The organism is Chitinophaga filiformis (assembly GCF_023100805.1).
In the GTDB taxonomy this organism is placed as follows: Bacteria; Bacteroidota; Bacteroidia; order Chitinophagales; family Chitinophagaceae; genus Chitinophaga; species Chitinophaga filiformis_B.
On record NZ_CP095855.1, the window covers coordinates 1,207,772 to 1,228,374 of the forward strand.

Consider the following 20,603-nt stretch of genomic DNA (forward strand, 5'->3'; position numbering starts at 1 on the left):
ATTAGCAGCAGAACATGACCAATAAGATCATCATTATCACTGCTCCCTCCGGAGCAGGTAAAACCACCATTGTAAAGAAGCTGTTGTCTGAACTGCCACAGCTTGCATTTTCTATTTCAGCTACTACCCGTACTGCCAGGGAAACAGAAGTACATGGGAAAGATTATTATTTCCTGTCCCTGGACGATTTCCATCAGAAAATAGACGATAACGCTTTTGCGGAGTATGAAATGGTGTATGCAGGGAAATATTATGGTACCCTGAAAAGCGAGTTACAACGTATATGGGATGAAGGGAAAGTTCCTATGGTGGATATTGATGTGAAGGGCGCCTTGTCAATAAAGGAGAAATACCATAACGGCGTACTCACTATTTTCATTGCACCGCCAACGTTGGACACCCTACGGGTACGCCTCAGCGAACGCGGCACGGAAACGCAGGCCTCCCTGGAGGAAAGGCTGGGAAAGGCACGGTATGAGATGTCTTTCTCCCATGAATTTGACGAAATTGTAGTGAACGATGACCTGGAAACGGCATATACTGCTGTAAAGAAGCTGGTAACAGGATTCCTGCAGTAACAGGTAATGTTCCGGTGCAATCTTTGTATAAGGAATGACCGTACTTATTATGTGGAATCTATAATTCCTTATTTTTGAACTATATTATGGATACTTATACACTCCTGATCCTGGCTATACTGGTATTGCTGGCAGGTTTCTTTGCCGGGTTGGAAACGGCTTTCGCCAATGTGAACAAGTTGAGCATTGAGCTGAAAAAGAAACAGGGCCGTGCTACCGGTAAAATACTGGCCAGCTTCAATGACAACCCCTCCCGCTTTCTGGCCACCAGTCTGTTGGGATTAACTATTGTTGTGGTGATATACGGGATTATGTTCCATAGCTTCCTGCAGCCAATATGGAACCTGATGTTGCCCCCACAGCAGAACACTATCCAGCAGCCAATATTCCTGTTTATTGACGTGATATTTGGTACGCTGATCCTGCTGACGTTTGGCTTCTTTATTCCCCGTGCTATTTTCCGTTCCCGCCCGGAAGGATTACTAAGCTTTTTTGCCTTACCCATTTCCGTGATCTCCAAACCACTGTATGTGATAGGCAGTCTGCTCGTATCTATTTCGGAGTGGATCCTGAAGTACCTGTTCAATGTGCGTATCGTGGAAAGCGCTACCAGCTTCCCACGTGTCGATGTAGAGCATTTCATCCGCCAATCGCAACAGCATGTAACGGAGAACCAGGAACTGAACACAGAGCTGTTTGAAAATGCATTGTCGCTCGCACATGTGAAGATCCGCGGATGCCTGATACCCCGTAAGGAAATTGAAGCGCTGGAGATCAGCAGCCCGATCTCAGATGCACAGCGAAAATTCATGGAGACCAAACTCTCCAAGATCATCATTTACGAGAACACGATCGACAATATCCTCGGGTACATTCATCAGCTGGACATGTTTAAAAGTCCTGCTGAAATATCAGCCATTCTTCACCCGATACTGGCAGTGCCTGAAACGATGAGCGCCATTGACCTGCTGAGCAAATTCAACAAAGAGCGCAGAAGCATTGCCTGGGTAGTGGATGAATTTGGTGGAACGGCCGGTATTGTAACTATTGAGGACGTTTTAGAGGAGATCTTCGGAGAGATCAAGGATGAGCATGACGTAGAAGAATTCGTGGAAAAGCAGATAGCTGAAAAAGAATATATTTTTTCCGGAAGGCTGGAGCTCGATTACCTGAATGAAAAATACGGTTTTGATTTTCCGGAAGATGAGAGTGAAACTTTATCCGGGTATATCATCAATCACCATGAAAAAATTCCCCGCCTGAAGGAGAGAATAATCATCGACGATTATGAGTTTGACGTGCTGAATGTGACAGAAACGCGGATAGAAATGGTAAAAATGAAGGTTCTCTAACGAAATTCAGGATAAATTAACTTTTTATATCTTCGGATTGCATTTTTTAGTTGCTTAAATGTCAACTATTTAGGAGAACTTACTACTTTTTATAAAAGAAAAGAAATCAAGAATTGATATTCTTATTATTTTTTTAATATATTTGCAGTGTCGTTAAACATCGCGCCTGCTAAAACGATTTAAAAAAAGTAGTAGGTAATTAACACGAATTTTATACATTTGCTGCAGATGATGTAACACAATGATTTGATTTTTGTTAAAAGGATGTAAAAAAAATTGTTACAACATTGATAATAACATATTTCTTTCTATTTTTGTGATAGAAATTTAAAAGTAACCAGAAACACTAACATCTTGAAAGCTTGCCATCAATCGGATGCAATGTGAATCTGGAAACAAAGACATTCTCGAATTCAACTTTTTTGGGGTTAACAAACAATGGATGAAAGGCCGGCTCTTGATTCTTCTCGGGCTGGCTCTTTTTTTTGCCCTATTCGGAACAAATGCGCTTTTTGACCCTCCCCTGAGTTTTCAACCTGATCACCTTTTTTGCGTTGCAACCCGGGCTAGAATACATCCGCCGGTAGGCGAGCGGTATCCAACCTTTCCGGTTTACAATTTAATGCACTGTTTTACAGAATTGTCCCTTGTTGTTTTGAGCCCTTTATCCCCTGCATTTTATCATTGATGTGGCATAACTGCCGCTTACCTTTAATTTCCCTTAAAACTTTCTACTAATAGGGGTACTTGCTCTGTTTTGTTGGATGCAACAGCTATATTTGTGCCCTTAGGATAAAACATTCAGCCCGACTAAAGATATGTTCAAGAAAATTTTTGCAAATAATGAGGAGAAAGCAGAGATGTCTTTCTTTGACCACCTGGAAGACCTGCGCTGGCATATAGTGCGTTCGATCATTGCGCTGATAGTAGTAAGCATTTTTGGATTTGTATATACCAAAGAAATACTGGATGATGTGATCTTTGGCCCCACAAACGCTAATTTCCCTTCATATGTGGCGCTATGTAAGCTGGGCCACCTGGTTGGATTAGGCGATAAACTGTGTATCACTCCTGTACCCATCGTCTTCCAGAACCACGTGCTGGTAGGCCAGGTGATGTTGCAGTTTAAACTGGCCTTTATATTCGGCCTGGTAGTGGCATTCCCTTATATTTTCTGGGAGTTCTGGCGCTTTATAAAACCTGCGCTGAAAGAGCGTGAACTAAGAGGGGCGAGAGGGATCATTTTCTGGGTATCTTTCCAGTTCTTCCTGGGTATTGCCTTCAGTTATTTCCTGATGGCGCCTTTTACCATCAACTTCCTGGCAGGATATACTGTTACAGATAAAGCGGTCAACCAATTCTTCATTGACGATTATTTCGGCTTGATGACCCAGATCGTATTAGGGATGGGTATTTTATTTGAGTTACCGATCCTGGTTTTCTTCCTGACGAAGATCGGTTTTATCACACCGTCTTTCCTGCGTACTTACAGAAGACATGCGATAGTGGTGATACTGGTGCTGGCTGCTGTTATTACGCCTCCGGATGTAATAGACCAGCTGATCGTATTTACACCTTTGTATCTTTTATACGAAATAAGTATTTATATTTCGGGCAGAGCGTTGAAAGGAATGGAGAAAGCAGAGAATGAAGTAGAAGAATGGTCTTGATCTGACGCGTGTTAATGAGGCATAACGCGGAATGTCCCTTGTAACATACATAGGATATTCCGCGTTGGGCTTTCAGACTTTGCTTCACTTTTTAAATTTTTGATTTATGTCATCACAACCATTATTTAATCTTACGTTGCCGGTAGCCATAGGCTCTGACCATGCGGGATTTGAACATAAAGAAGAGATCATCTCTTACCTGGAAGGGAAGGGGCTGAAAGTGAAAGATGTCGGAGCGCATTCGGGCGATTCGGCGGATTATCCTGATTTTGCGCATCCGGTGGCTACACTCGTGGAGAGAGAGCAGGCTGCTTTTGGTATCCTGGTATGTGGCAGTGGTAATGGAGTTGCTATCACGGCAAACAAACACCAGGGCATAAGGGCCGCTATCTGCTGGGGCGAGGAATTGTCGCGCCTGGCGCGTGCTCACAACAATGCAAATGTGCTGTGTATCCCTGCACGTTTTGTTGATGATAGTGTTGCAAAACAAATTGTAGATGTATTCATCGGGACGCAATTTGAAGGTGGCCGTCATGAGAACAGAGTAAGAAAAATAGCCTGTTTGTAGGCATAACAAGGTCAGCCTTACAAAGAAATAAACGCTGATTACCGCTATATAGAAAAAGCGATAATCAGCGTTTATTATTTATATGTTATACCCCCTTGTTTTTTTGGTAAATACAATTGCTTTCATTAAATTGTGTTAAGAGTCAGTCAGTTGGATGTTTTTCGTTCGTATTTTATCTAGCATTTTCGATGTGTGTGTTTAAGTATTTGATTACCCAATAAAGTAAAACTAAGAGATCAATTTTCGTCGCTAACCATCAGATACTTGCAAATCGAAAAAAGGAAATCAATTAACAATTAAGAAATAAGAAAACAATTCAGGAACCGTAAGAGAGAGTCACAGTATTTCCCCAGTACACTAACCAAAAAACAAATTTATGGAAACACCTCTATTCACCAGGTGGCGTAGTCCCGACTTTTCCGGAAAGTTGAGGGTGGGTCATGTTCGAACGGGATCGCAGTTGCAACCTATTCTCTGTATTACTTAACATGTGAACAATGTAGCAAAGTGTACTATTAGTTTGAGAAAGCAGCCTTTTTTATACCCCCAGGTATCATTCGAATGTTCATTTCTGCGCACATGAATAACTAACTGTTTGTATCAACTGTTTGTAACATTTAACACCCTTACATATGATAATCGACATTTACAACAATAACTGTTTCCCTTAAAGCAGGTTTATCAGCTGAATCAACAATTATTTCAGATGCTTAAACTATCACCATTATGTCATCCACAGAATTTAATACGTTGCTCCTTGGAAATGCCGATTTCCTCAGACCGTATGCAGTTACCTTGACAAAAGATTCGGAATCTGCGAAAGACCTTTACCAGGAAACGCTGTTCCGCGCGCTGGCCAACCGTGACAAGTACCTGGCGGGTACCAATATCCGGGCATGGCTGTATACCATTATGCGCAATATCTTCATCAACAATTACCGGCGTGGTAACAGGCAGTTCCGTTTGCTGGACAATTCCGCCGGAGAATACCTGCTGCATCAGCAACAACCATGCATCGGCAATTCCGCAGAAACCAACCTGCGTATCAAAGATGTACATATGGCGGTGTATAACCTCCCCGTAATATTTAAACAACCTTTCATGCTTTATTTTGAAGGGTATAAGTATTATGAAATAGCTGCTATGCTGAACGAGCCGCTGGGAACCGTAAAAAGCCGCATTCACTTTGCCCGTAAAATGCTGAAATCCCGTATTGCAAGATATTGACCCCTTCCGGAAAAAGGGGAGAGGATATGCTCGCGGAAACCACGCGTAGCGGCAGGTCCATGTCCTTTCTCCTTTTCCTTTTCTCCCTTTATGCTTTCTTTCGTAATTTTATGCCTTCCCTTTTAAATATTCAAACATCATTTCCCGGGTGAAAGACAGGGATCTTTAATAAATCGAATGAAGGCAAATTATTTAGACGAATTGAATGAGCGGCAACGCGCAGCGGTAGAACATATCAACGGACCGCTGATGATCGTGGCGGGCGCCGGCTCCGGTAAAACCAAAGTGCTGACTACCCGTATCGCACACCTGTTGCGCAACGGCGTGGATGCGTTTAATATTCTCTCGCTTACATTTACGAATAAGGCCGCCCGCGAAATGAAAGAGCGTGTGGAAAAGATCCTTGGAGGTACGGAAGCCCGCAATCTCTATATTGGTACATTCCACTCCGTGTTTGCCCGCCTGCTGAGAGCGGAAGCACACCGCCTCGGTTATCCGAACGATTTTACCATCTACGACTCTGACGATGCTAAAAGCGTGCTTAAAACCATCATAAACGAGCAGAATCTGGACGATAAGCACTATAAGCCTGCCCTGGTATATAACCGCATTTCCGCGGCTAAAAACAGCCTTATGGGGCCTGAGGAGTATCAGCATGACTATGCCGTTCAGCAGGAAGATATGAGGGCTAACAGGCCGCTTACCGGAAAGCTGTACGATATGTACGCCAAACGCTGCTTTAAGAACGGCGCAATGGACTTTGACGACTTGCTGTTCAAAATGTATGTGTTACTGAAGAGCTTCCCGGAAGTACTGCACAAATACCAGCACAAGTTCAAATATATCATGATCGATGAGTACCAGGATACCAACCCTGCCCAGTACGAGATCATCAAACTGTTAGGTGCTGCCCACGAAAATATCTGCGTGGTGGGAGACGATGCCCAGAGTATCTATTCCTTCCGTGGCGCTACCATCCAGAATATCCTCCAGTTCGAAAAGGACTATGAAGATGCCAAGGTGGTGAAGCTGGAGCAGAACTATCGTAGTACCAAGTCCATCCTCAATGTGGCCAACGAGGTGATCGCCAACAACAAGGGCCAGATCGAAAAGAACCTGTGGACAGACAATGCCGATGGGGAAAAGATCAAGCTGGTGCGTACCATGACGGATAATGAGGAAGGTAAGTTCGTTGCCGATACCATCGCCGAGCAAAAATTGCGCAACCATTACGCCAACAGGGATTTCGCCATCCTGTACCGCACAAATGCCCAGAGCCGTGCATTTGAGGAAAACCTGCGCCGTAAAGCCATCCCTTACCGCATCTTCGGAGGCCTGTCCTTCTATCAGCGTAAGGAGATCAAGGACTTCATCGCGTACCTGCGCATCGTTACCAATCCGCAGGAAGAGGAAAGCCTGAAACGAATCATCAATTACCCTGTACGTGGTATCGGTAAAACTACGCTGGACAAAGTATCTGTCCTGGCCAATGAACATAATATCACGTTCTGGAATGTGCTGGAAAGGGCGCAGGAGTTCGGGTTTAAGTCCGGTACCCTGGAAGCGATCGAGAATTTCGTGATGATGATACGCAGTTTCCAGGCCATGCTCGGTAAGCATAATGCTTATGACATCGCTTTGCAGGTTGGTAAATCTACCAACATCGTAAAGGAACTGTTCAATGATAAAACAACAGAGGGCCTGGCCCGTTACGAGAATATCCAGGAATTGCTGAACTCCATCAAGGAATTTACAGAAACACCTACTGAAGATGGTGAACTGGTGGAAGCAGAGAAATCACTGGGTAGCTACCTGCAGCAGATCACGCTGCTGACGGATGCCGATAAAGGAAACGATGAGGACAGCGACGTGGTGAAACTGATGACCATCCACGCGGCGAAGGGACTGGAATTCCCGGTGGTATTCTCCGTTGGGCTGGAAGAAAACCTTTTCCCCAGCGGCCTGTCTATCAATTCCAGGGAAGAACTGGAGGAAGAACGCCGCCTGTTCTACGTGGTGATCACCCGCGCAAAGTCCCGTCTGTACCTCACATATGCCAACAGCAGGTACCGTTTCGGACAGCTGGTGAACAATGAGTCCAGCCGTTTCCTGGAGGAGATGCCTGAAAAGTACATCGACCGCAGCTATGCAGGCGGCGGTAATGTGAACCGTAGTCCTATCAACAGCGGCAACGGTTTATGGGGTAACAATGGCGGCGGCAACATGTTTGACCGCATGCAGAAGAAGTCGCCCCAGGCAACGCAACAGCCTTCAGGTCCGCGTCCTGCGCCAAGACCAGTGCCTAATGCGGCGCCCGGCAACCATGTACCTTCTCCGAACTTTACCCCCGATGATCCGGCTACTATGGAGCCAGGTATGGAAGTGGAACACCAGAAGTTTGGTTTTGGCACCATCCAGACGCTGGAAGGGCCTATGAACAACCGCATTGCTACGGTGAACTTCCCTAAGGGCGGTGGCGAGAAGAAGATCATGCTGAACTACGCCCGCCTGATGATCGTTAAAAAATAACCGTACTATAACTGGCTGCAAGAGAAGGAATCCCCGTCTCTTGCAGCTTTTATTTATACTGATATGTCTTCCGCCATACTGAAACTGCGTCATTACTGTGCTTACCAGGAGCGCTGCCACAGCGAGGTAAAATACAAGTGTATCGAGCTGGGATTGCGTGGTGAGGAGATTGATGCAGCAATTGCCGACCTGATCTCGGAGAACTTCCTGAACGAGGAACGCTTTGCCCGCGCCTTTGCCGGCGGGAAATTCCGTACAAAGCAGTGGGGACGAAAGAAGATCGTACAGGAGCTGAAGCAGCGGCAGGTGTCTGAATATTGTATCAGGAAGGGCATGACGGAGATCGATGGTGACGATTATGACAAGACCTTAAACAATCTGGCGGCAAAAAAATACGCATCTCTCAGAGGGGAACAGTATCTCAAAAGGAAGTATAAGACGATGCAATACCTCCTGCAAAAGGGGTATGAACCCGAGCTGATACAGGAAATAGTTGAACAAATTGCAAAAGAACCCGGATAGATAGCGGATAATTTTCATAGTTTTTAAACGAAGTCATCGTAATTTGCGAGAAGGAATTTAATTAGAAAAATATGTCAGATCTGAAGGTAACGCTTATACAGACCAACCTGCACTGGGAAAATATAGAGGAAAATCTTCGCATGTTCGATGAAAAGATCAATGCTATTCAGGAACGGACAGAAGTAGTGGTATTGCCGGAAATGTTCAGTACAGGCTTTAGTATGGCCCCGGAAAGACTGGCACAGACCATGGATGGCAGCGCTGTACAGTGGATGAAGAAGAAAGCGGCCGAGAAGAATATAATCCTGACCGGAAGCCTGATCATCGAAGAGAACGGACAATACTGGAACCGCCTGCTCTGGATGCAGCCTAACGGTGTATACGGCACCTACGATAAACGTCACCTTTTTGGTTATGGCGGAGAGCACGAGCATTACCAGCCGGGCGATAAACGCCTGATAGCCCAGGTAAAAGGCTGGAAGGTCTGCCTGACTGTTTGTTATGACCTTCGCTTCCCGGTATGGTCGAGGAATGTGATCTCACCGGAAACCGGCGAGCCGGCATATGATGTGCTGATCAATGTAGCCAACTGGCCGGAGCGGAGAAGTACCCCATGGAAGACCTTAATCCATGCCCGCGCCATTGAAAATCAATGCTATACCATTGGCGTGAACAGGGTTGGCAATGACGGCAACAATATTTACCACAGCGGCGACTCCAGCCTGATCGATCCCCTGGGAGAGATCATTTACAGGAAATCGCACGATGAGGATATTTTTACTACTACACTAGAACGCTCCCGCCTGGAAGAGGTAAGGAAGAACTTTCCTTTCCTGAAGGATGCAGATAAATTCCAGGTATTTTAATTAATGTTGAACGGTATACATCATATTGCTATCATTTGCGCTGACTATGAACGAAGTAAGCGTTTTTATACAGAAGTGCTTGGACTGAAGATCATCCGTGAGGTATACCGGCTGGAACGCCGGTCGTACAAGCTGGACCTGGCTCTCAACGGGCACTACGTGATAGAATTGTTTTCTTTTCCCGACCCGCCGCCAAGAGTAAGCGGTCCGGAAGCCGTTGGATTGAGGCACCTGGCCTTTTCAGTGAGTAATATTGAACAGGTGGTAGCTCATCTTAAAACCCATAATGTAACTCCCGAGCCTATACGCACAGATCCTTACACCGGCAGGCGGTTCACCTTTTTCACGGACCCTGACGGCCTGCCGCTGGAATTATACGAAGTGTAACGCAGTTCATAGCGCTTGCCGGCTGGTATTGACTATGGCTGTTATCATAGATACTTAAAACATTGTCAATGCTTAGGGCTTACATTAACACTCGGATTTTCACAGGCGATTTATGGCTGGATGGTTATGCTGTTGTTACAGACGAGGGGCGTATACAACAGGTATTACCACAGGCGCAGATACCAACAGACGCTGAACTGACCGATCTGAAAGGCGCTATCCTGGCGCCGGCTTTCATTGATCTGCAGATCTATGGCGGCAATGGCAAACTGTTCCCTTTTACACCCGATAGCGCTACTTTAAAGGCTACCTATGAATATTGCAGCGCCGGTGGCGCCGCTTTTTTTCTGCCAACCATTCCTACACATTCTCCCGAAGTGATACGGAAATCTATCGAAGCCGTACGGCAGTACTGGCAGGAAGGCGGTAAAGGCGTATTGGGCCTCCACCTGGAAGGGCCCTTCATTAATCCCGAGAAAAAAGGAGCACATCTCTCCCGATATATCAAACAACCTACCGCGGCAGATATCGATGAACTGCTGGCTGTAGGCAAAGGCATCATTAAAATGATGACCCTTGCGCCTGAATGCTGCGATCCCGCGCTGGTAAAGCAATTACAGGATGCCGGCGTGGTGGTTTCCGCCGGCCATAGCAATGCCGATTATGCTACTGCGTACAAATCGTTTGATGATGGCATTACTACCACCACACACCTGTTCAATGCCATGTCTCCCCTGCAGAGCCGTGCCCCTGGCATGGTGGGCGCTATTTACGACCATCCGGCAGTACATGCCAGCATCGTAGCAGACGGGATACATGTGGACTTTAATGCGGTCCGCATCAGTAAAAAAGTAATGGGGGAACGCCTCTTCCTGATCACGGACGCCGTGGTGGCCTGCGCGGAAGGCGACTATATATACGTGGAAGAGCCGGACCGTTACGTGAATGCCCAGGGTGTACTGGCTGGTTCCAGGCTTACCATGCATAAGGCTGTAAAGAATTGTATAACGAAGGTGGGTATCTTACCTGAAGAAGCGCTACGAATGGCTTCTACCTATCCTGCTATTGTTGCCGGCGTATCCCATGAGTTGGGTAAAATAGCACCCGGCTACCTGGACACAATGGTAGTTTTGGATACTGACTGGGAGTTGAAACATTTAATTGGGTTATCTTAGCGGTTTCAACCTGTAATTTTCATGGGCATCATACATTACTTTAAAAAAGACCAATACAAGAATTTATTTCTCCTGGTATGGCTTTTACTGGCGTTGATACAGGCTGGGTTTACCGAGTTGATGGATGATGAGGCCTATTACTGGGTGTACTCCCGCCATCTTGACTGGGGCTATTTTGATCATCCGCCGATGGTGGCGCTGCTGATCAAAATCGGGTATGGATTGTTCCATAATGAGTTCGGCGTTCGTTTGTGCATGGTAATCCTTAATGTGCTGACACTGGTTATTACGGACAAGCTGATACCACGCAGGGATAACCGCTTATTCTACCTGTTGCTCTGTGTGATGGCGGCGATGCAATTAGGCGGTATGTTGGCTGTACCTGATGTGCCACTGGTCTTTTTTGCCGCCCTCTATTTTCTCTTCTACCGCGATTTCCTGGAGCAGCAGAGCTGGAAGAATACCTTGTTGCTGGCCCTGAGTATGGCCCTGATGTTCTACAGCAAATACCATGGTATTCTGCTGGTAGCCTTCACGGTTATCTCTAATCTGAACCTGCTGCGGGTGTTTAAGTTTTATGTTGCCTGTATCATTACCACCATATTATTCCTGCCGCATCTTTACTGGCAGTATGCACATGACTTTCCTTCCCTGCAGTACCACCTGGTGGAAAGGAATGCCAGCACTTACCAGTTTAGTTTTACCATTGAATACATCCTGGGGCAGTTAGCTTTATTCGGCCCTGTTGCCGGATGGCTGGTGTTATACTATGCTTTTGTTTGCCCTATCCAGAGCGCTTTTGAAAGGGCATTGAAGTATTGTATGATAGGTGTACTGGCCTTCTTCCTGTTCAGTACTTTTAAAGGCAGGGTGGAGACCAACTGGACAGTGATGCTGTTTACACCGGTAATGGTGCTGGCACATCAGTCGGTGCGCCGTAAGCGGTCCCTGAAATGGTCGCTCAAAATACTGCCCTATCTGGCTGCATTCACACTGATCCTTGTACTGGCTACCCGCGTTTATATGATATGGGATTTTATGCCGGGTGTTGAAATACGTCCGGAAATACATCACAATAAGCCCTGGGCTGAAGAGATCAAAAAACATGCGGCTGGCCGTCCGGTGGTGTTCATCAACAGTTATCAATGGCCTTCAAAGTATATGTTCTATAGTGGAGAACAGGCTTACGTGGTGAACAACCGCTATACCCGCCGGAACCAGTACAACTATTGGGATACGGAAAAACAACTCTGGGGCAAACCGGCGCTGATCGTTTTTACGCCAGATAACAAGTTGCCGGTAACGGATAGTTTCAATACCGTTAAAGGGCCCTGGAGTGCTTACGATGAGGATCATTATTATTCCTATTCACTGATCACGCTGGTGCCTGCCATGAAATATGTAAAGGTGAAACGGGGTGAACGCATGCCATTCATCCTGCAGTTGAAGAATGGTTATCATGTACCGGTACCGGTCGATAAGGAACATGAGGCTGTAATAGGGTATGGATTTGCAAAGAAGGAGGAAGTATTGGGGGGAGTGAAGTCAGATCTGTCTTTAAGCCGTGCAATTGAGCGGCGTATTATCCGTATGGAGGTGATCATGCCGGACAAACCGGGCACCTATCAATTAAAATTCTGTGTATTTGCCGGCATATTTTTTCCAACGCATAACAGCCAGACAGTAACAGTAGTGGTAGAATAAAACCATAAAAAAGGATCAGGGATTGAATGAATGCGAATACCGCAACACTCAATCCCTGATCTTTTTTACTTTTATTGCTTACTGCTGGAAGGCATTCCAGCCCTGTGCTACAAGTTTGAATTTGTTACCACCTTTAGTATGGATATGCGCGCCCTCACTGATATCTGTCATATACCCGATCACACTGATCTGCTCAGATAGAACGATCTTATCATAGTCCGCCTGTTTCATGGTAAAGAGCAGCTCATAATCTTCGCCACCGCTAAGCGCTGCCGCTGTGGGGTCGAGAGAGAATTTCAGTGCCATTTCCTTCGTCTCACTGGCAATAGGGATCTTCTCTTCGTACAACACCACACCGAGGTTACTCTGTTTACAGATATGCAGGATCTCCGAACTGAGGCCATCACTCACATCCATCATCGCCGTGGGCTGGATATCCTGTTCCTGGAGGAATTCAATGATATCGCGACGGGCCTCCGGTTTTAACTGGCGACCGATAATATAGGTCTGATCTTCCAGGTCTGGTTGCAGCTGCGGACTTTCAAGGTAGATCCTCTTTTCTCTTTCCAGCAGCGTCAGTCCGAGGTAAGCGGCACCCAGGTCGCCCGATACGCAAAGCAGGTCTCCTTTCTGAGCGGTGGAGCGTTTTACAAATTTGTCAGGCGCCACTTCACCGATAGCTGTTACGCTGATCACGAAGCCTTTCTGGGAAGAAGTGGTATCTCCCCCGATGAGGTCTACGCCATATTTTTCGCAGGCAGCATATACGCCTTCATAAAATTCGTTGAGCGCATCTACGGAGAAGCGGTTGCTGAACGCAATACTCATAGTGATCTGAGTAGGGTTAGCGTTCATGGCATATATGTCGGAGAGGTTTACCACCACTGATTTATAGCCGAGGTGTTTCAGCGGCGTATACATCAGGTCAAAGTGAATGCCTTCCACCAGCATATCGGTGGATATGACCGTCTGGCGGCCAAAATGGTCAATGACAGCAGCGTCATCACCTACACCCAGGATCGTGCTGGCCTGCTGGATCTCAATATTTTTAGTAAGCAGTTCTATTAGTCCGAACTCGCCAAGCGAGTTGATCTCTGTTCTTTCTTCACTCATGGTGTATGATATTAGATCAGTATTTTCCATTTACAATGTCCACCAGTGGCTCATGAATAAGTCCATTGGTAGCGATCAGCGTACGCTGGTAAGGAGAGTAGCGGTGGCCTTTGAAGTCGGTTACTTTACCTCCTGCTTCCTCTACAATAAGGAATCCTGCGGCAGCGTCCCATGCATTGAGGCTATGTTCGTAGTATCCGTCAAAGCGGCCGGCAGCTACCCAGCAGAGATCGATAGCGGCAGATCCGAGCCGGCGTACCGGTTGTCCCCGTTTTACGAAGTACTCAAATACATCGATGGGGCTATGAGTATATTCCTTCCAGGTGTAGGGGAAACCCGTTACCATACAGGCTTTTTTCATATCGTCTTTAGTGGATACCCTGATACGTTTGTCGTTGAGGGTAGCGCCCTGTCCCTTTTCTGCAAAGAAGAATTCGTCGAGGAAAGGGTTGTATACAGCACCCAGGATCATCTCTCCATCCTGCTCGATACCAATAGAAACGCAGCAGATGGGAATGCCATGGGCAAAGTTCACGGTGCCGTCCAGGGGATCAATGATCCATTTGATGTTGGAATCTGAAGTGATCTCGCCAGACTCTTCACTGAGTATAAAGTGATGCGGGAAGTTTTCCCTTATCACGCTGAAAATGGCAGTCTCTGCATTCTTATCAGCTTCTGTTACCAGATCATTCACGGAACTTTTGCTGGATATCTCGAAAGAGCCGTTAAAGTATTGCTTTAGAACATCTCCGCCGGCTTTTGTTGCTTTGAGTAGGGTTGCTTTTAACATGTGGCAAAGGTACGCGGGAATTTTTTTTCTAACCATATCGTTTTTAGTAATATGTTTGTGTAAGATTGCCAGAGGTAAGGTACCTGTAATTCAAAATCAAACCGTAGCAATCCGAAATTCGGCGTATTTTTGCAGCTAATAAATGAGAAGGTAAATTAATGGCCATTTTAGGAAATCTTATATCCAGGTCACTGCGCATCAGGAAGAAATTTACATTTAAGTTAGGGACACCTCGCCAATATCAGCTGCAGGTATTACACAGACTGCTGGCGAAGGCAAAGGACACGCAATTCGGACAACATTATAAATTTCAGGAGATCCTGAACAGTCCGAATGTAATGGCTCAGTACCGGGCTATAGTGCCTGTACATAACTACAATAAAATGCATGCGGAATGGTGGCATAAGTGTCTGGAGGGGCAGGCTAATGTCAGCTGGCCGGAAAAAATAAAGTACTTCGCGCTTAGCTCCGGCACATCGGAGTCGGCGAGTAAACACATACCCGTTACCCGGGATATGCTGAAAAACGTCAAGAAAGTGGGCGTGAAGCAGCTTTATTCCATGGCTAACTTCAACATCCCTCCTAAATCCTTCACCAAGGGGATCCTGATGCTGGGCGGTACTACTGCCCTCTACGAGAAAGGAGACTACTATGAGGGAGATATGAGTGGTATCCAGGCCAAGAACATTCCCCGCTGGTTCAGACGTTTCTACAAACCGGGCGGTAATATCTCGAAGAAGCCAAACTGGGAGCAACGTATCAGGCTGATCGTGCGTAAGGCGCCTCAGTGGGACGTTGGTACCGTATGTGGTGTACCTGCCTGGGTACAGATCGTGCTGGCCGAGATCATCAAATACCACGGCGTTAAGAATATTCATGAAATCTGGCCGAACCTGGCCGTATATATCCATGGTGGGGTGTCTTTTGAGCCTTACCGGGATAGCTTCCAGAAATTACTGGGAAAGCCGATCAATTTCATTGAAACCTATATGGCCTCCGAAGGCTCTTTTGGTTTCCAGGCAAGGCCTGGCGTAAAGGGCATCAAGCTGGTGCTGAACACCGGTATCTTCTATGAGTTCATTCCCTTCAATGAAGAGAATTTTACATCTGATGGTGAAGTAAAGCCTAATCCGAAGGCATATATGATCCATGAAGTGGTGGAAGATGTGGAATATGCAGTGATGCTTTCTACCTGTGCCGGTGCATGGCGTTACCTGATCGGCGACGTGGTGAAGTTTACTTCCGTAAAGGAACACGAGATCGTGATCGTAGGCCGTACAAAGCAGTTCCTGAGCCTGTGCGGGGAGCATATGAGTATCGACAATATGAACAAGGCGATCGATATGGTGCAGAAGAAGATGGGTATTACCATCAAGGAATTCACCGTAGCGGGTTTCCCTTACGAAAGCCTGTTTGCGCACCGTTGGTATATTGGTACTGACGATGTGAATGTAGACGCTGGCCGTGTCCGTGAGATCATTGATCAGACATTGTCTGAAGTGAACGACGATTACGCGGTAGAAAGGACTTCAGCCCTGAAGGAATTGTTTGTGGAAGTACTGCCTAATGAGGTGTTCATCGATTATATGAGGGCGAAAGGAAAAGAAGGCGCTATGAACAAATTCCCGCGTGTATTGAAAGGCGACAAGCTAAAAGACTGGGAGCAGTTCCTGAGTGTAAAATCAGTCTGAGAAATTTAACGATTCTATAAATAAAAAGAGGGGTAACTTCAGCAACTAAGGTTACCCTTTATTTTTTACATAAAGATAGCCGTGGCAGCAACGGCGACGGAATTTTGTAGCGCATGATAACAGCACTGGCACAGGGTATGGCGTTGGGCTTATTTCTATCAATTTCTGTAGGTCCCGTTATCTTCGCCATCATAAAGTACAGCATTAATAATGGATTCAAGGCAGGCGTGAGCTTCGCTTTAGGAGTATCTTTCAGCGATATATTTTTTGTATTGACCGGCAACCTGGCAACGGCTTTCATTACCGGTCTTGAAGAATATAAAAAGTACATCGGCATCGTGGGTGGTATCATGCTTGTATGTATGGGCATATATGGGCTATTTTTCAAGAAGGTGATGATCAGCACAGGCGATGAACGACCGGAAATGTTCCGTACGCACGACTACCTGAAGATCTGGCTGGCCGGCTTCCTGATGAATACACTGAACCCTGGTGTGATCATCTTCTGGCTGGGGGTTTGCGTATCGTCCAGTTCTACTACGGTAGGGCACCGTATCATGATGTACGCCACGGCGCTGGTCTGGGTACTGTCTACAGATATTCTGAAAGTGTTTGTGGCAGATAAGATCAGGCACAAGCTGACCTTAAGCAATGTGGTATGGCTGAATAAGATAGCAGGGGCGAGCCTGATCCTGTTTGGGGTGATCCTTTTGTATAAGGTGCTGCTCGACCCGGGAAGCATCACACATTGATGAATAAAGCAATTACAGATAAAAGAAAAGCCATTCATTGCGAATGGGCTTTTTCTTTTTATTGGTGGTGATAAATTTCCTATTTAATAGTCCAGGTCTCTCTGCCTGCCAGGAGCTTGTCCAGATCGCCAGGGCCTTTTTGGGAAATGGCACTTTCTACCTGGAAGTTCAGTTGTTCTTCGTAAGTAGGACGGAAAGCCTGGTAGAACACACCGAAAGGACGGGGAAGATGACCTTCTATACGTGGATCGTCAAACATACGGGTCAGGATCTGCGCTTTATAGAAGTCTTTCTCGTCATGGATCCAGAGGTCGCTGGCGCTGTATTCTCCACCCAGTTCCACTACTACCGGCTTTAAGCCGTCGAGGCGGATACCTTTATTCTTCTGGGCGCCGAATATCAGCGGCTGACCTTGTTCCAGGAAGAGAGTTTCTTCCATTTTGCTGCCCTTCTCTGTAAAGATCTCAAATGCACCATCGTTGAAGATGTTACAGTTCTGGTATATTTCCAGGAAGGAAGCGCCTTTGTGAGCATGGCTGCGTTTCAGCAGTTCCTGCAGGTGTTTCGGATCGCGGTCCATACTGCGGGCAATGAAGGTAGCATCTGCACCTAATGCCAGCGCGAGTGGATTGAAGGGATGGTCGATGCTGCCGAAAGGAGTGGATTTGGTCACTTTGTTCTCTTCTGAGGTAGGAGAGTACTGGCCTTTCGTCAAACCATAGATCTGGTTATTGAACAGCATAACATTGATGTCGAAGTTACGGCGCAGCAGATGGATGGTATGGTTACCACCAATGGAGAGCCCGTCACCGTCGCCAGTTACTACCCAAACGCTGAGCTCGGGGCGTACGGCTTTCAATCCGGAAGCAATAGCGGTAGCACGGCCATGGATCGAGTGCATACCGTATGTGTTCATATAGTAAGGAAAACGCGACGAGCAGCCGATGCCGGATACGATCACGATGTTTTCCTTTGGAATGCCCAGACCGGGCATGATAGTCTGTACCTGTTTTAAGATCGAATAATCTCCGCAACCCGGGCACCAGCGTACTTCCTGGTCCGTTGCAAAATCCTTCGCCGTTAACGCCTGCGGAGCTATAGTAGCTGTTGACATTTGAATGTTTTAAAGAAAAAGTGAAAAACGGTTGGCAAAGTTACGAATTGTTTGTCCTATGCGGTTTACGCAATAAGGAATACTTCTAACTGTTCCCTTTTAAGCCTGTTCCTGCTGCAGTAACGCCTCCCAGTATTCGGCTGCTCTCCTGGTGTGTGGGATCACTATTGTACCGCCAACGATGTTGGCTACAGCAAAGATCTCATACATTTCATCGGTAGTAACCCCCTGTTCATGGCATTTTCCCAGGTGATATTTGATACAATCATCGCAACGAAGCACCATGGACGATACCAATCCCAGCATTTCCTTCACTTTGGTACTTAATGCCCCTTCTGCGTAGGTGTTTGTATCAAGATTAAATAAACGGTTAATGACCTTGTTCTGTTTACCCAGGATTACCTCGTTCATTTTGGCCCGGTAATCATTAAAAGCTTTTATCTCGTCTGCCATTTTATTGTTTGTTTACACACCTTAAAGCTATGAAACGATTCCCAAATATAAATCAATCTACTTGTTCAGTAGACTATGGCTCAGGGGGACTAAAGCACTGGTTTATTTATTGTCTGTATATTAATGAGTTATGTGATGTGGGATAACCCCAGGTTATTGCTCATAACAAGAAGTGATGAGGACCGCGGCGCTGCACCGGCCTTTGATAGGCTGCGGGATATCCGGATTGCTGGCTCCGGTTAACAGTAAGATAACATTAAACCCTTTCCTTTGCGCTTTACCCGTTGATTATGTTTGTGATGCGTTCTCTTTTACTGCTGATATTAAGTGGGCTGCTGTCTGGCGGACTGTTTGCGCAAAGCGATAAACTCACTAAACTGCAGCTGCCTGATCAGGACGACTATGAGCAGATAGCGCCGGATTCTACATTCCTGGCCTTAAAGGAAGCCTACAACCGGGCCGTGGAGAAAAAAGAATCCCTGGCGGCTGCCCGGTGTCTTGTTCAGATGGGACAGATCTGTTTCCATCTGGGGCACTTTCCCCAGGCACTGGAATACCATCTCCAGGCCGGCAACATTTTCCGGAAAGAAGGGGCGCAACAGCAACTGGCTGACAATCTGAACGATATAGGGATGCTGTATTATTACAACAAACAGCCTGAACTGTCCCGCAGGCAATATGAAGAGGCCCTCGCCATCTTCCGTCAGCTGAACAATAAGACGGGGGTGGCGCTGACCTACGGAAAGATCGGCCACCTCTATGAGAAGCAACAACAATACGATAGTGCCTTCCTGTACCAGCGCCGCGCATTGGCCGCTTACCTGTCTGCAGACGATAAGGCGGGTATGTCTAAGATCTACGAAAATATCGGCAGCATTTATGAAGACCTTGCCCGCTATGATTCAGCATCTTTCTATTTCAACAAGGCCCTGGAGCTGAACATACAGGGTGAGGATAAGATAGCCCGCATCGAGATCCTGAACAACCTGGGCGATGTGTGCCGGAAAACAGGGCAATATGCCGGGGCGCTTATGCAAACCCGCCGCGCCTTGCTGCTGGCACTGGAGCTGCATGAGCAGCGGCAGCTGAGCGGCGCCTACCGGGATATTGCCAAGGCGCATCACCTGGCGGGAGCTAACGATAGCGCTTTCTATTACCTGGAGCTGAGCCGCCAATACCTCCTGGAAACGTATTCTGAAGAAAATAGCAAGCAGGTGGCTCTGTTACAAACGGTCTATGATATTGAAAAGAAGAACAATGAGATAGAACGGTTGCAGAATGCCCGCAAAACAACGCGTATAATTACCGCTGCAACCGTTATCGTCATCCTGTTACTGGTTGCCCTGGGGATCCTGGTTATTAGCCGCCAGCGACTGAAGCTGCGCAACGAGCAGATACTCCGGCAACAGCACCGCCAGATATTTGAAACGGAGAAGGAGCTGATGGAGGCGGCTTTGCAGAATAAGCAGTTACAGGAGGGAAAACTGAAGGAGGAATTGGAAGTCCGGTCCAGGGAGCTCACCACGCATACGCTACATCTTATTCAGAAGAACCAGTTGCTGGAAGAGTTGCGTGTCAGGCTGGATGAAATGGTGAAGGACGAGAAGCGGGATCAGAAGAAACAGCTCAAACAGTTGCTCGGCCAGATCAATCATAGTTTCAATCATGACCAGTACTGGGTCGATTTCAGGAATATCTTCGAACAGGTGCATCAGGCTTTCTTCGATAACCTGAAAAAATATTGTGATACACTTACCTCCAACGACCTCCGGGTTGTAGCCCTCCTCAAAATGAATATTGAATCGCAGGATATCGCCACTTTGCTGGGGATATCGCAGGATAGTTTGCGTGTGGTGAGATACCGTCTTCGCAAAAAGCTAAATCTTCAGCAGGGGGAGAGCCTGACGGCGTTTATCCAGAGTTTGTGAGTTGCCGTCAACCCGGCGTTATAACTACTATTCGCTCTGGCGACTTGATATTCTGTGAGATATATTATATAAAATGACTATGTCAACTAAACACTTGACTAAGTCAGAAATTAAAATATTGGCGATGTTATGTTCAATGATACAGATAAATCTGGCGACCCTATAAGGCCAAAGGGGAGAAGTT

18 protein-coding genes are annotated in these 20,603 nt (G+C 46.5%); 14 read left to right on the top strand and 4 right to left on the bottom strand.

What is annotated here, in order from left to right:
* Positions 1–14: 14 nt before the first annotated feature.
* From gmk to MYF79_RS05100, 11 genes are all read left to right on the top strand, one after another.
* A complete protein-coding gene (gmk, locus tag MYF79_RS05050) occupies positions 15–578 on the top strand; it encodes a guanylate kinase (protein WP_247812840.1) in 564 nt (187 codons plus the stop codon).
* Positions 579–652: 74 nt separating this feature from the next.
* Positions 653–1,930 carry a hemolysin family protein gene (locus MYF79_RS05055; RefSeq protein WP_247812841.1) on the top strand — a complete coding sequence of 426 codons (1,278 nt, stop codon included), beginning with the start codon at positions 653–655 and terminating at the stop codon, positions 1,928–1,930.
* A gap of 818 nt (positions 1,931–2,748) precedes the next feature.
* Positions 2,749–3,600: a twin-arginine translocase subunit TatC gene (gene tatC, locus MYF79_RS05060; protein WP_247812842.1), complete on the top strand. Its 852-nt coding sequence runs from the start codon at positions 2,749–2,751 to the stop codon at positions 3,598–3,600.
* Between the two features lie 106 nt (positions 3,601–3,706).
* A complete protein-coding gene (gene rpiB / locus MYF79_RS05065) occupies positions 3,707–4,168 on the top strand; it encodes a ribose 5-phosphate isomerase B (protein WP_247812843.1) in 462 nt (153 codons plus the stop codon).
* Positions 4,169–4,894: 726 nt separating this feature from the next.
* Positions 4,895–5,395, top strand: a complete 501-nt coding sequence (locus MYF79_RS05070) for an RNA polymerase sigma factor (protein ID WP_089834563.1) — start codon at positions 4,895–4,897, stop codon at positions 5,393–5,395.
* 177 nt (positions 5,396–5,572) lie between these two features.
* Positions 5,573–7,924, top strand: a complete 2,352-nt coding sequence (locus MYF79_RS05075) for an ATP-dependent helicase (RefSeq protein ID WP_247812844.1) — start codon at positions 5,573–5,575, stop codon at positions 7,922–7,924.
* Between the two features lie 63 nt (positions 7,925–7,987).
* Positions 7,988–8,446: a regulatory protein RecX gene (locus tag MYF79_RS05080; RefSeq protein WP_247812845.1), complete on the top strand. Its 459-nt coding sequence runs from the start codon at positions 7,988–7,990 to the stop codon at positions 8,444–8,446.
* A gap of 71 nt (positions 8,447–8,517) precedes the next feature.
* Entirely contained in the window at positions 8,518–9,312 is a 795-nt protein-coding gene (locus MYF79_RS05085) for an amidohydrolase (RefSeq protein WP_247812846.1), read from the top strand.
* Positions 9,313–9,315: 3 nt separating this feature from the next.
* The gene (locus MYF79_RS05090; RefSeq protein ID WP_199654635.1) at positions 9,316–9,699 is read left to right on the top strand and encodes a VOC family protein; all 384 of its coding nucleotides are present in this window, start codon (positions 9,316–9,318) and stop codon (positions 9,697–9,699) included.
* Between the two features lie 68 nt (positions 9,700–9,767).
* On the top strand, positions 9,768–10,874 hold the full coding sequence (gene nagA, locus MYF79_RS05095; protein ID WP_247812847.1) for an N-acetylglucosamine-6-phosphate deacetylase: 1,107 nt from the start codon (positions 9,768–9,770) through the stop codon (positions 10,872–10,874).
* A gap of 21 nt (positions 10,875–10,895) precedes the next feature.
* A complete protein-coding gene (locus MYF79_RS05100) occupies positions 10,896–12,578 on the top strand; it encodes an ArnT family glycosyltransferase (protein ID WP_247812848.1) in 1,683 nt (560 codons plus the stop codon).
* Positions 12,579–12,656: 78 nt separating this feature from the next.
* On the opposite strand, the gene thiL is transcribed toward MYF79_RS05100, so the two are convergent.
* The gene (gene thiL / locus MYF79_RS05105; protein WP_247812849.1) at positions 12,657–13,691 is read right to left on the bottom strand and encodes a thiamine-phosphate kinase; all 1,035 of its coding nucleotides are present in this window, start codon (positions 13,689–13,691) and stop codon (positions 12,657–12,659) included.
* 16 nt (positions 13,692–13,707) lie between these two features.
* Positions 13,708–14,481: an inositol monophosphatase family protein gene (locus tag MYF79_RS05110; protein ID WP_199654639.1), complete on the bottom strand. Its 774-nt coding sequence runs from the start codon at positions 14,479–14,481 to the stop codon at positions 13,708–13,710.
* A gap of 158 nt (positions 14,482–14,639) precedes the next feature.
* Between MYF79_RS05110 and MYF79_RS05115 the strand changes: the two genes are divergently transcribed.
* Together MYF79_RS05115 and MYF79_RS05120 are read left to right on the top strand one after the other, a co-directional pair.
* Positions 14,640–16,172, top strand: coding sequence for a GH3 auxin-responsive promoter family protein (locus tag MYF79_RS05115; RefSeq protein WP_247812850.1), 1,533 nt, complete (start codon positions 14,640–14,642; stop codon positions 16,170–16,172).
* A gap of 113 nt (positions 16,173–16,285) precedes the next feature.
* The gene (locus tag MYF79_RS05120; RefSeq protein WP_199654641.1) at positions 16,286–16,924 is read left to right on the top strand and encodes a LysE family translocator; all 639 of its coding nucleotides are present in this window, start codon (positions 16,286–16,288) and stop codon (positions 16,922–16,924) included.
* A gap of 79 nt (positions 16,925–17,003) precedes the next feature.
* Here MYF79_RS05120 and MYF79_RS05125 read toward each other — a convergent pair whose 3' ends face one another.
* Both MYF79_RS05125 and MYF79_RS05130 read right to left on the bottom strand, forming a co-directional pair.
* Positions 17,004–18,038: a 2-oxoacid:ferredoxin oxidoreductase subunit beta gene (locus MYF79_RS05125; protein ID WP_247812851.1), complete on the bottom strand. Its 1,035-nt coding sequence runs from the start codon at positions 18,036–18,038 to the stop codon at positions 17,004–17,006.
* Between the two features lie 99 nt (positions 18,039–18,137).
* A complete protein-coding gene (locus MYF79_RS05130; RefSeq protein WP_199654643.1) occupies positions 18,138–18,491 on the bottom strand; it encodes a carboxymuconolactone decarboxylase family protein in 354 nt (117 codons plus the stop codon).
* A gap of 290 nt (positions 18,492–18,781) precedes the next feature.
* On the opposite strand from MYF79_RS05130, the gene MYF79_RS05135 reads away from it, so the two are divergent.
* The gene (locus MYF79_RS05135; protein WP_247812852.1) at positions 18,782–20,419 is read left to right on the top strand and encodes a tetratricopeptide repeat protein; all 1,638 of its coding nucleotides are present in this window, start codon (positions 18,782–18,784) and stop codon (positions 20,417–20,419) included.
* Positions 20,420–20,603: the final 184 nt, after the last annotated feature.

What these genes read in the sequence shown, in the direction of transcription:
- gmk (WP_247812840.1), top strand. Translation starts at nt 15, where the DNA reads ATGACCAATAAGATCATCATTATCACTGCTCCCTCCGGAGCAGGTAAA.
- tatC (WP_247812842.1), top strand. Translation starts at nt 2,749, where the DNA reads ATGTTCAAGAAAATTTTTGCAAATAATGAGGAGAAAGCAGAGATGTCT.
- rpiB (WP_247812843.1), top strand. Translation starts at nt 3,707, where the DNA reads ATGTCATCACAACCATTATTTAATCTTACGTTGCCGGTAGCCATAGGC.
- MYF79_RS05070 (WP_089834563.1), top strand. Translation starts at nt 4,895, where the DNA reads ATGTCATCCACAGAATTTAATACGTTGCTCCTTGGAAATGCCGATTTC.
- MYF79_RS05075 (WP_247812844.1), top strand. Translation starts at nt 5,573, where the DNA reads ATGAAGGCAAATTATTTAGACGAATTGAATGAGCGGCAACGCGCAGCG.
- MYF79_RS05080 (WP_247812845.1), top strand. Translation starts at nt 7,988, where the DNA reads ATGTCTTCCGCCATACTGAAACTGCGTCATTACTGTGCTTACCAGGAG.
- MYF79_RS05085 (WP_247812846.1), top strand. Translation starts at nt 8,518, where the DNA reads ATGTCAGATCTGAAGGTAACGCTTATACAGACCAACCTGCACTGGGAA.
- MYF79_RS05090 (WP_199654635.1), top strand. Translation starts at nt 9,316, where the DNA reads ATGTTGAACGGTATACATCATATTGCTATCATTTGCGCTGACTATGAA.
- nagA (WP_247812847.1), top strand. Translation starts at nt 9,768, where the DNA reads ATGCTTAGGGCTTACATTAACACTCGGATTTTCACAGGCGATTTATGG.
- MYF79_RS05100 (WP_247812848.1), top strand. Translation starts at nt 10,896, where the DNA reads ATGGGCATCATACATTACTTTAAAAAAGACCAATACAAGAATTTATTT.
- thiL (WP_247812849.1), bottom strand. Translation starts at nt 13,691, where the DNA reads ATGAGTGAAGAAAGAACAGAGATCAACTCGCTTGGCGAGTTCGGACTA.
- MYF79_RS05110 (WP_199654639.1), bottom strand. Translation starts at nt 14,481, where the DNA reads ATGTTAAAAGCAACCCTACTCAAAGCAACAAAAGCCGGCGGAGATGTT.
- MYF79_RS05115 (WP_247812850.1), top strand. Translation starts at nt 14,640, where the DNA reads ATGGCCATTTTAGGAAATCTTATATCCAGGTCACTGCGCATCAGGAAG.
- MYF79_RS05120 (WP_199654641.1), top strand. Translation starts at nt 16,286, where the DNA reads ATGATAACAGCACTGGCACAGGGTATGGCGTTGGGCTTATTTCTATCA.
- MYF79_RS05125 (WP_247812851.1), bottom strand. Translation starts at nt 18,038, where the DNA reads ATGTCAACAGCTACTATAGCTCCGCAGGCGTTAACGGCGAAGGATTTT.
- MYF79_RS05130 (WP_199654643.1), bottom strand. Translation starts at nt 18,491, where the DNA reads ATGGCAGACGAGATAAAAGCTTTTAATGATTACCGGGCCAAAATGAAC.
- MYF79_RS05135 (WP_247812852.1), top strand. Translation starts at nt 18,782, where the DNA reads ATGTTTGTGATGCGTTCTCTTTTACTGCTGATATTAAGTGGGCTGCTG.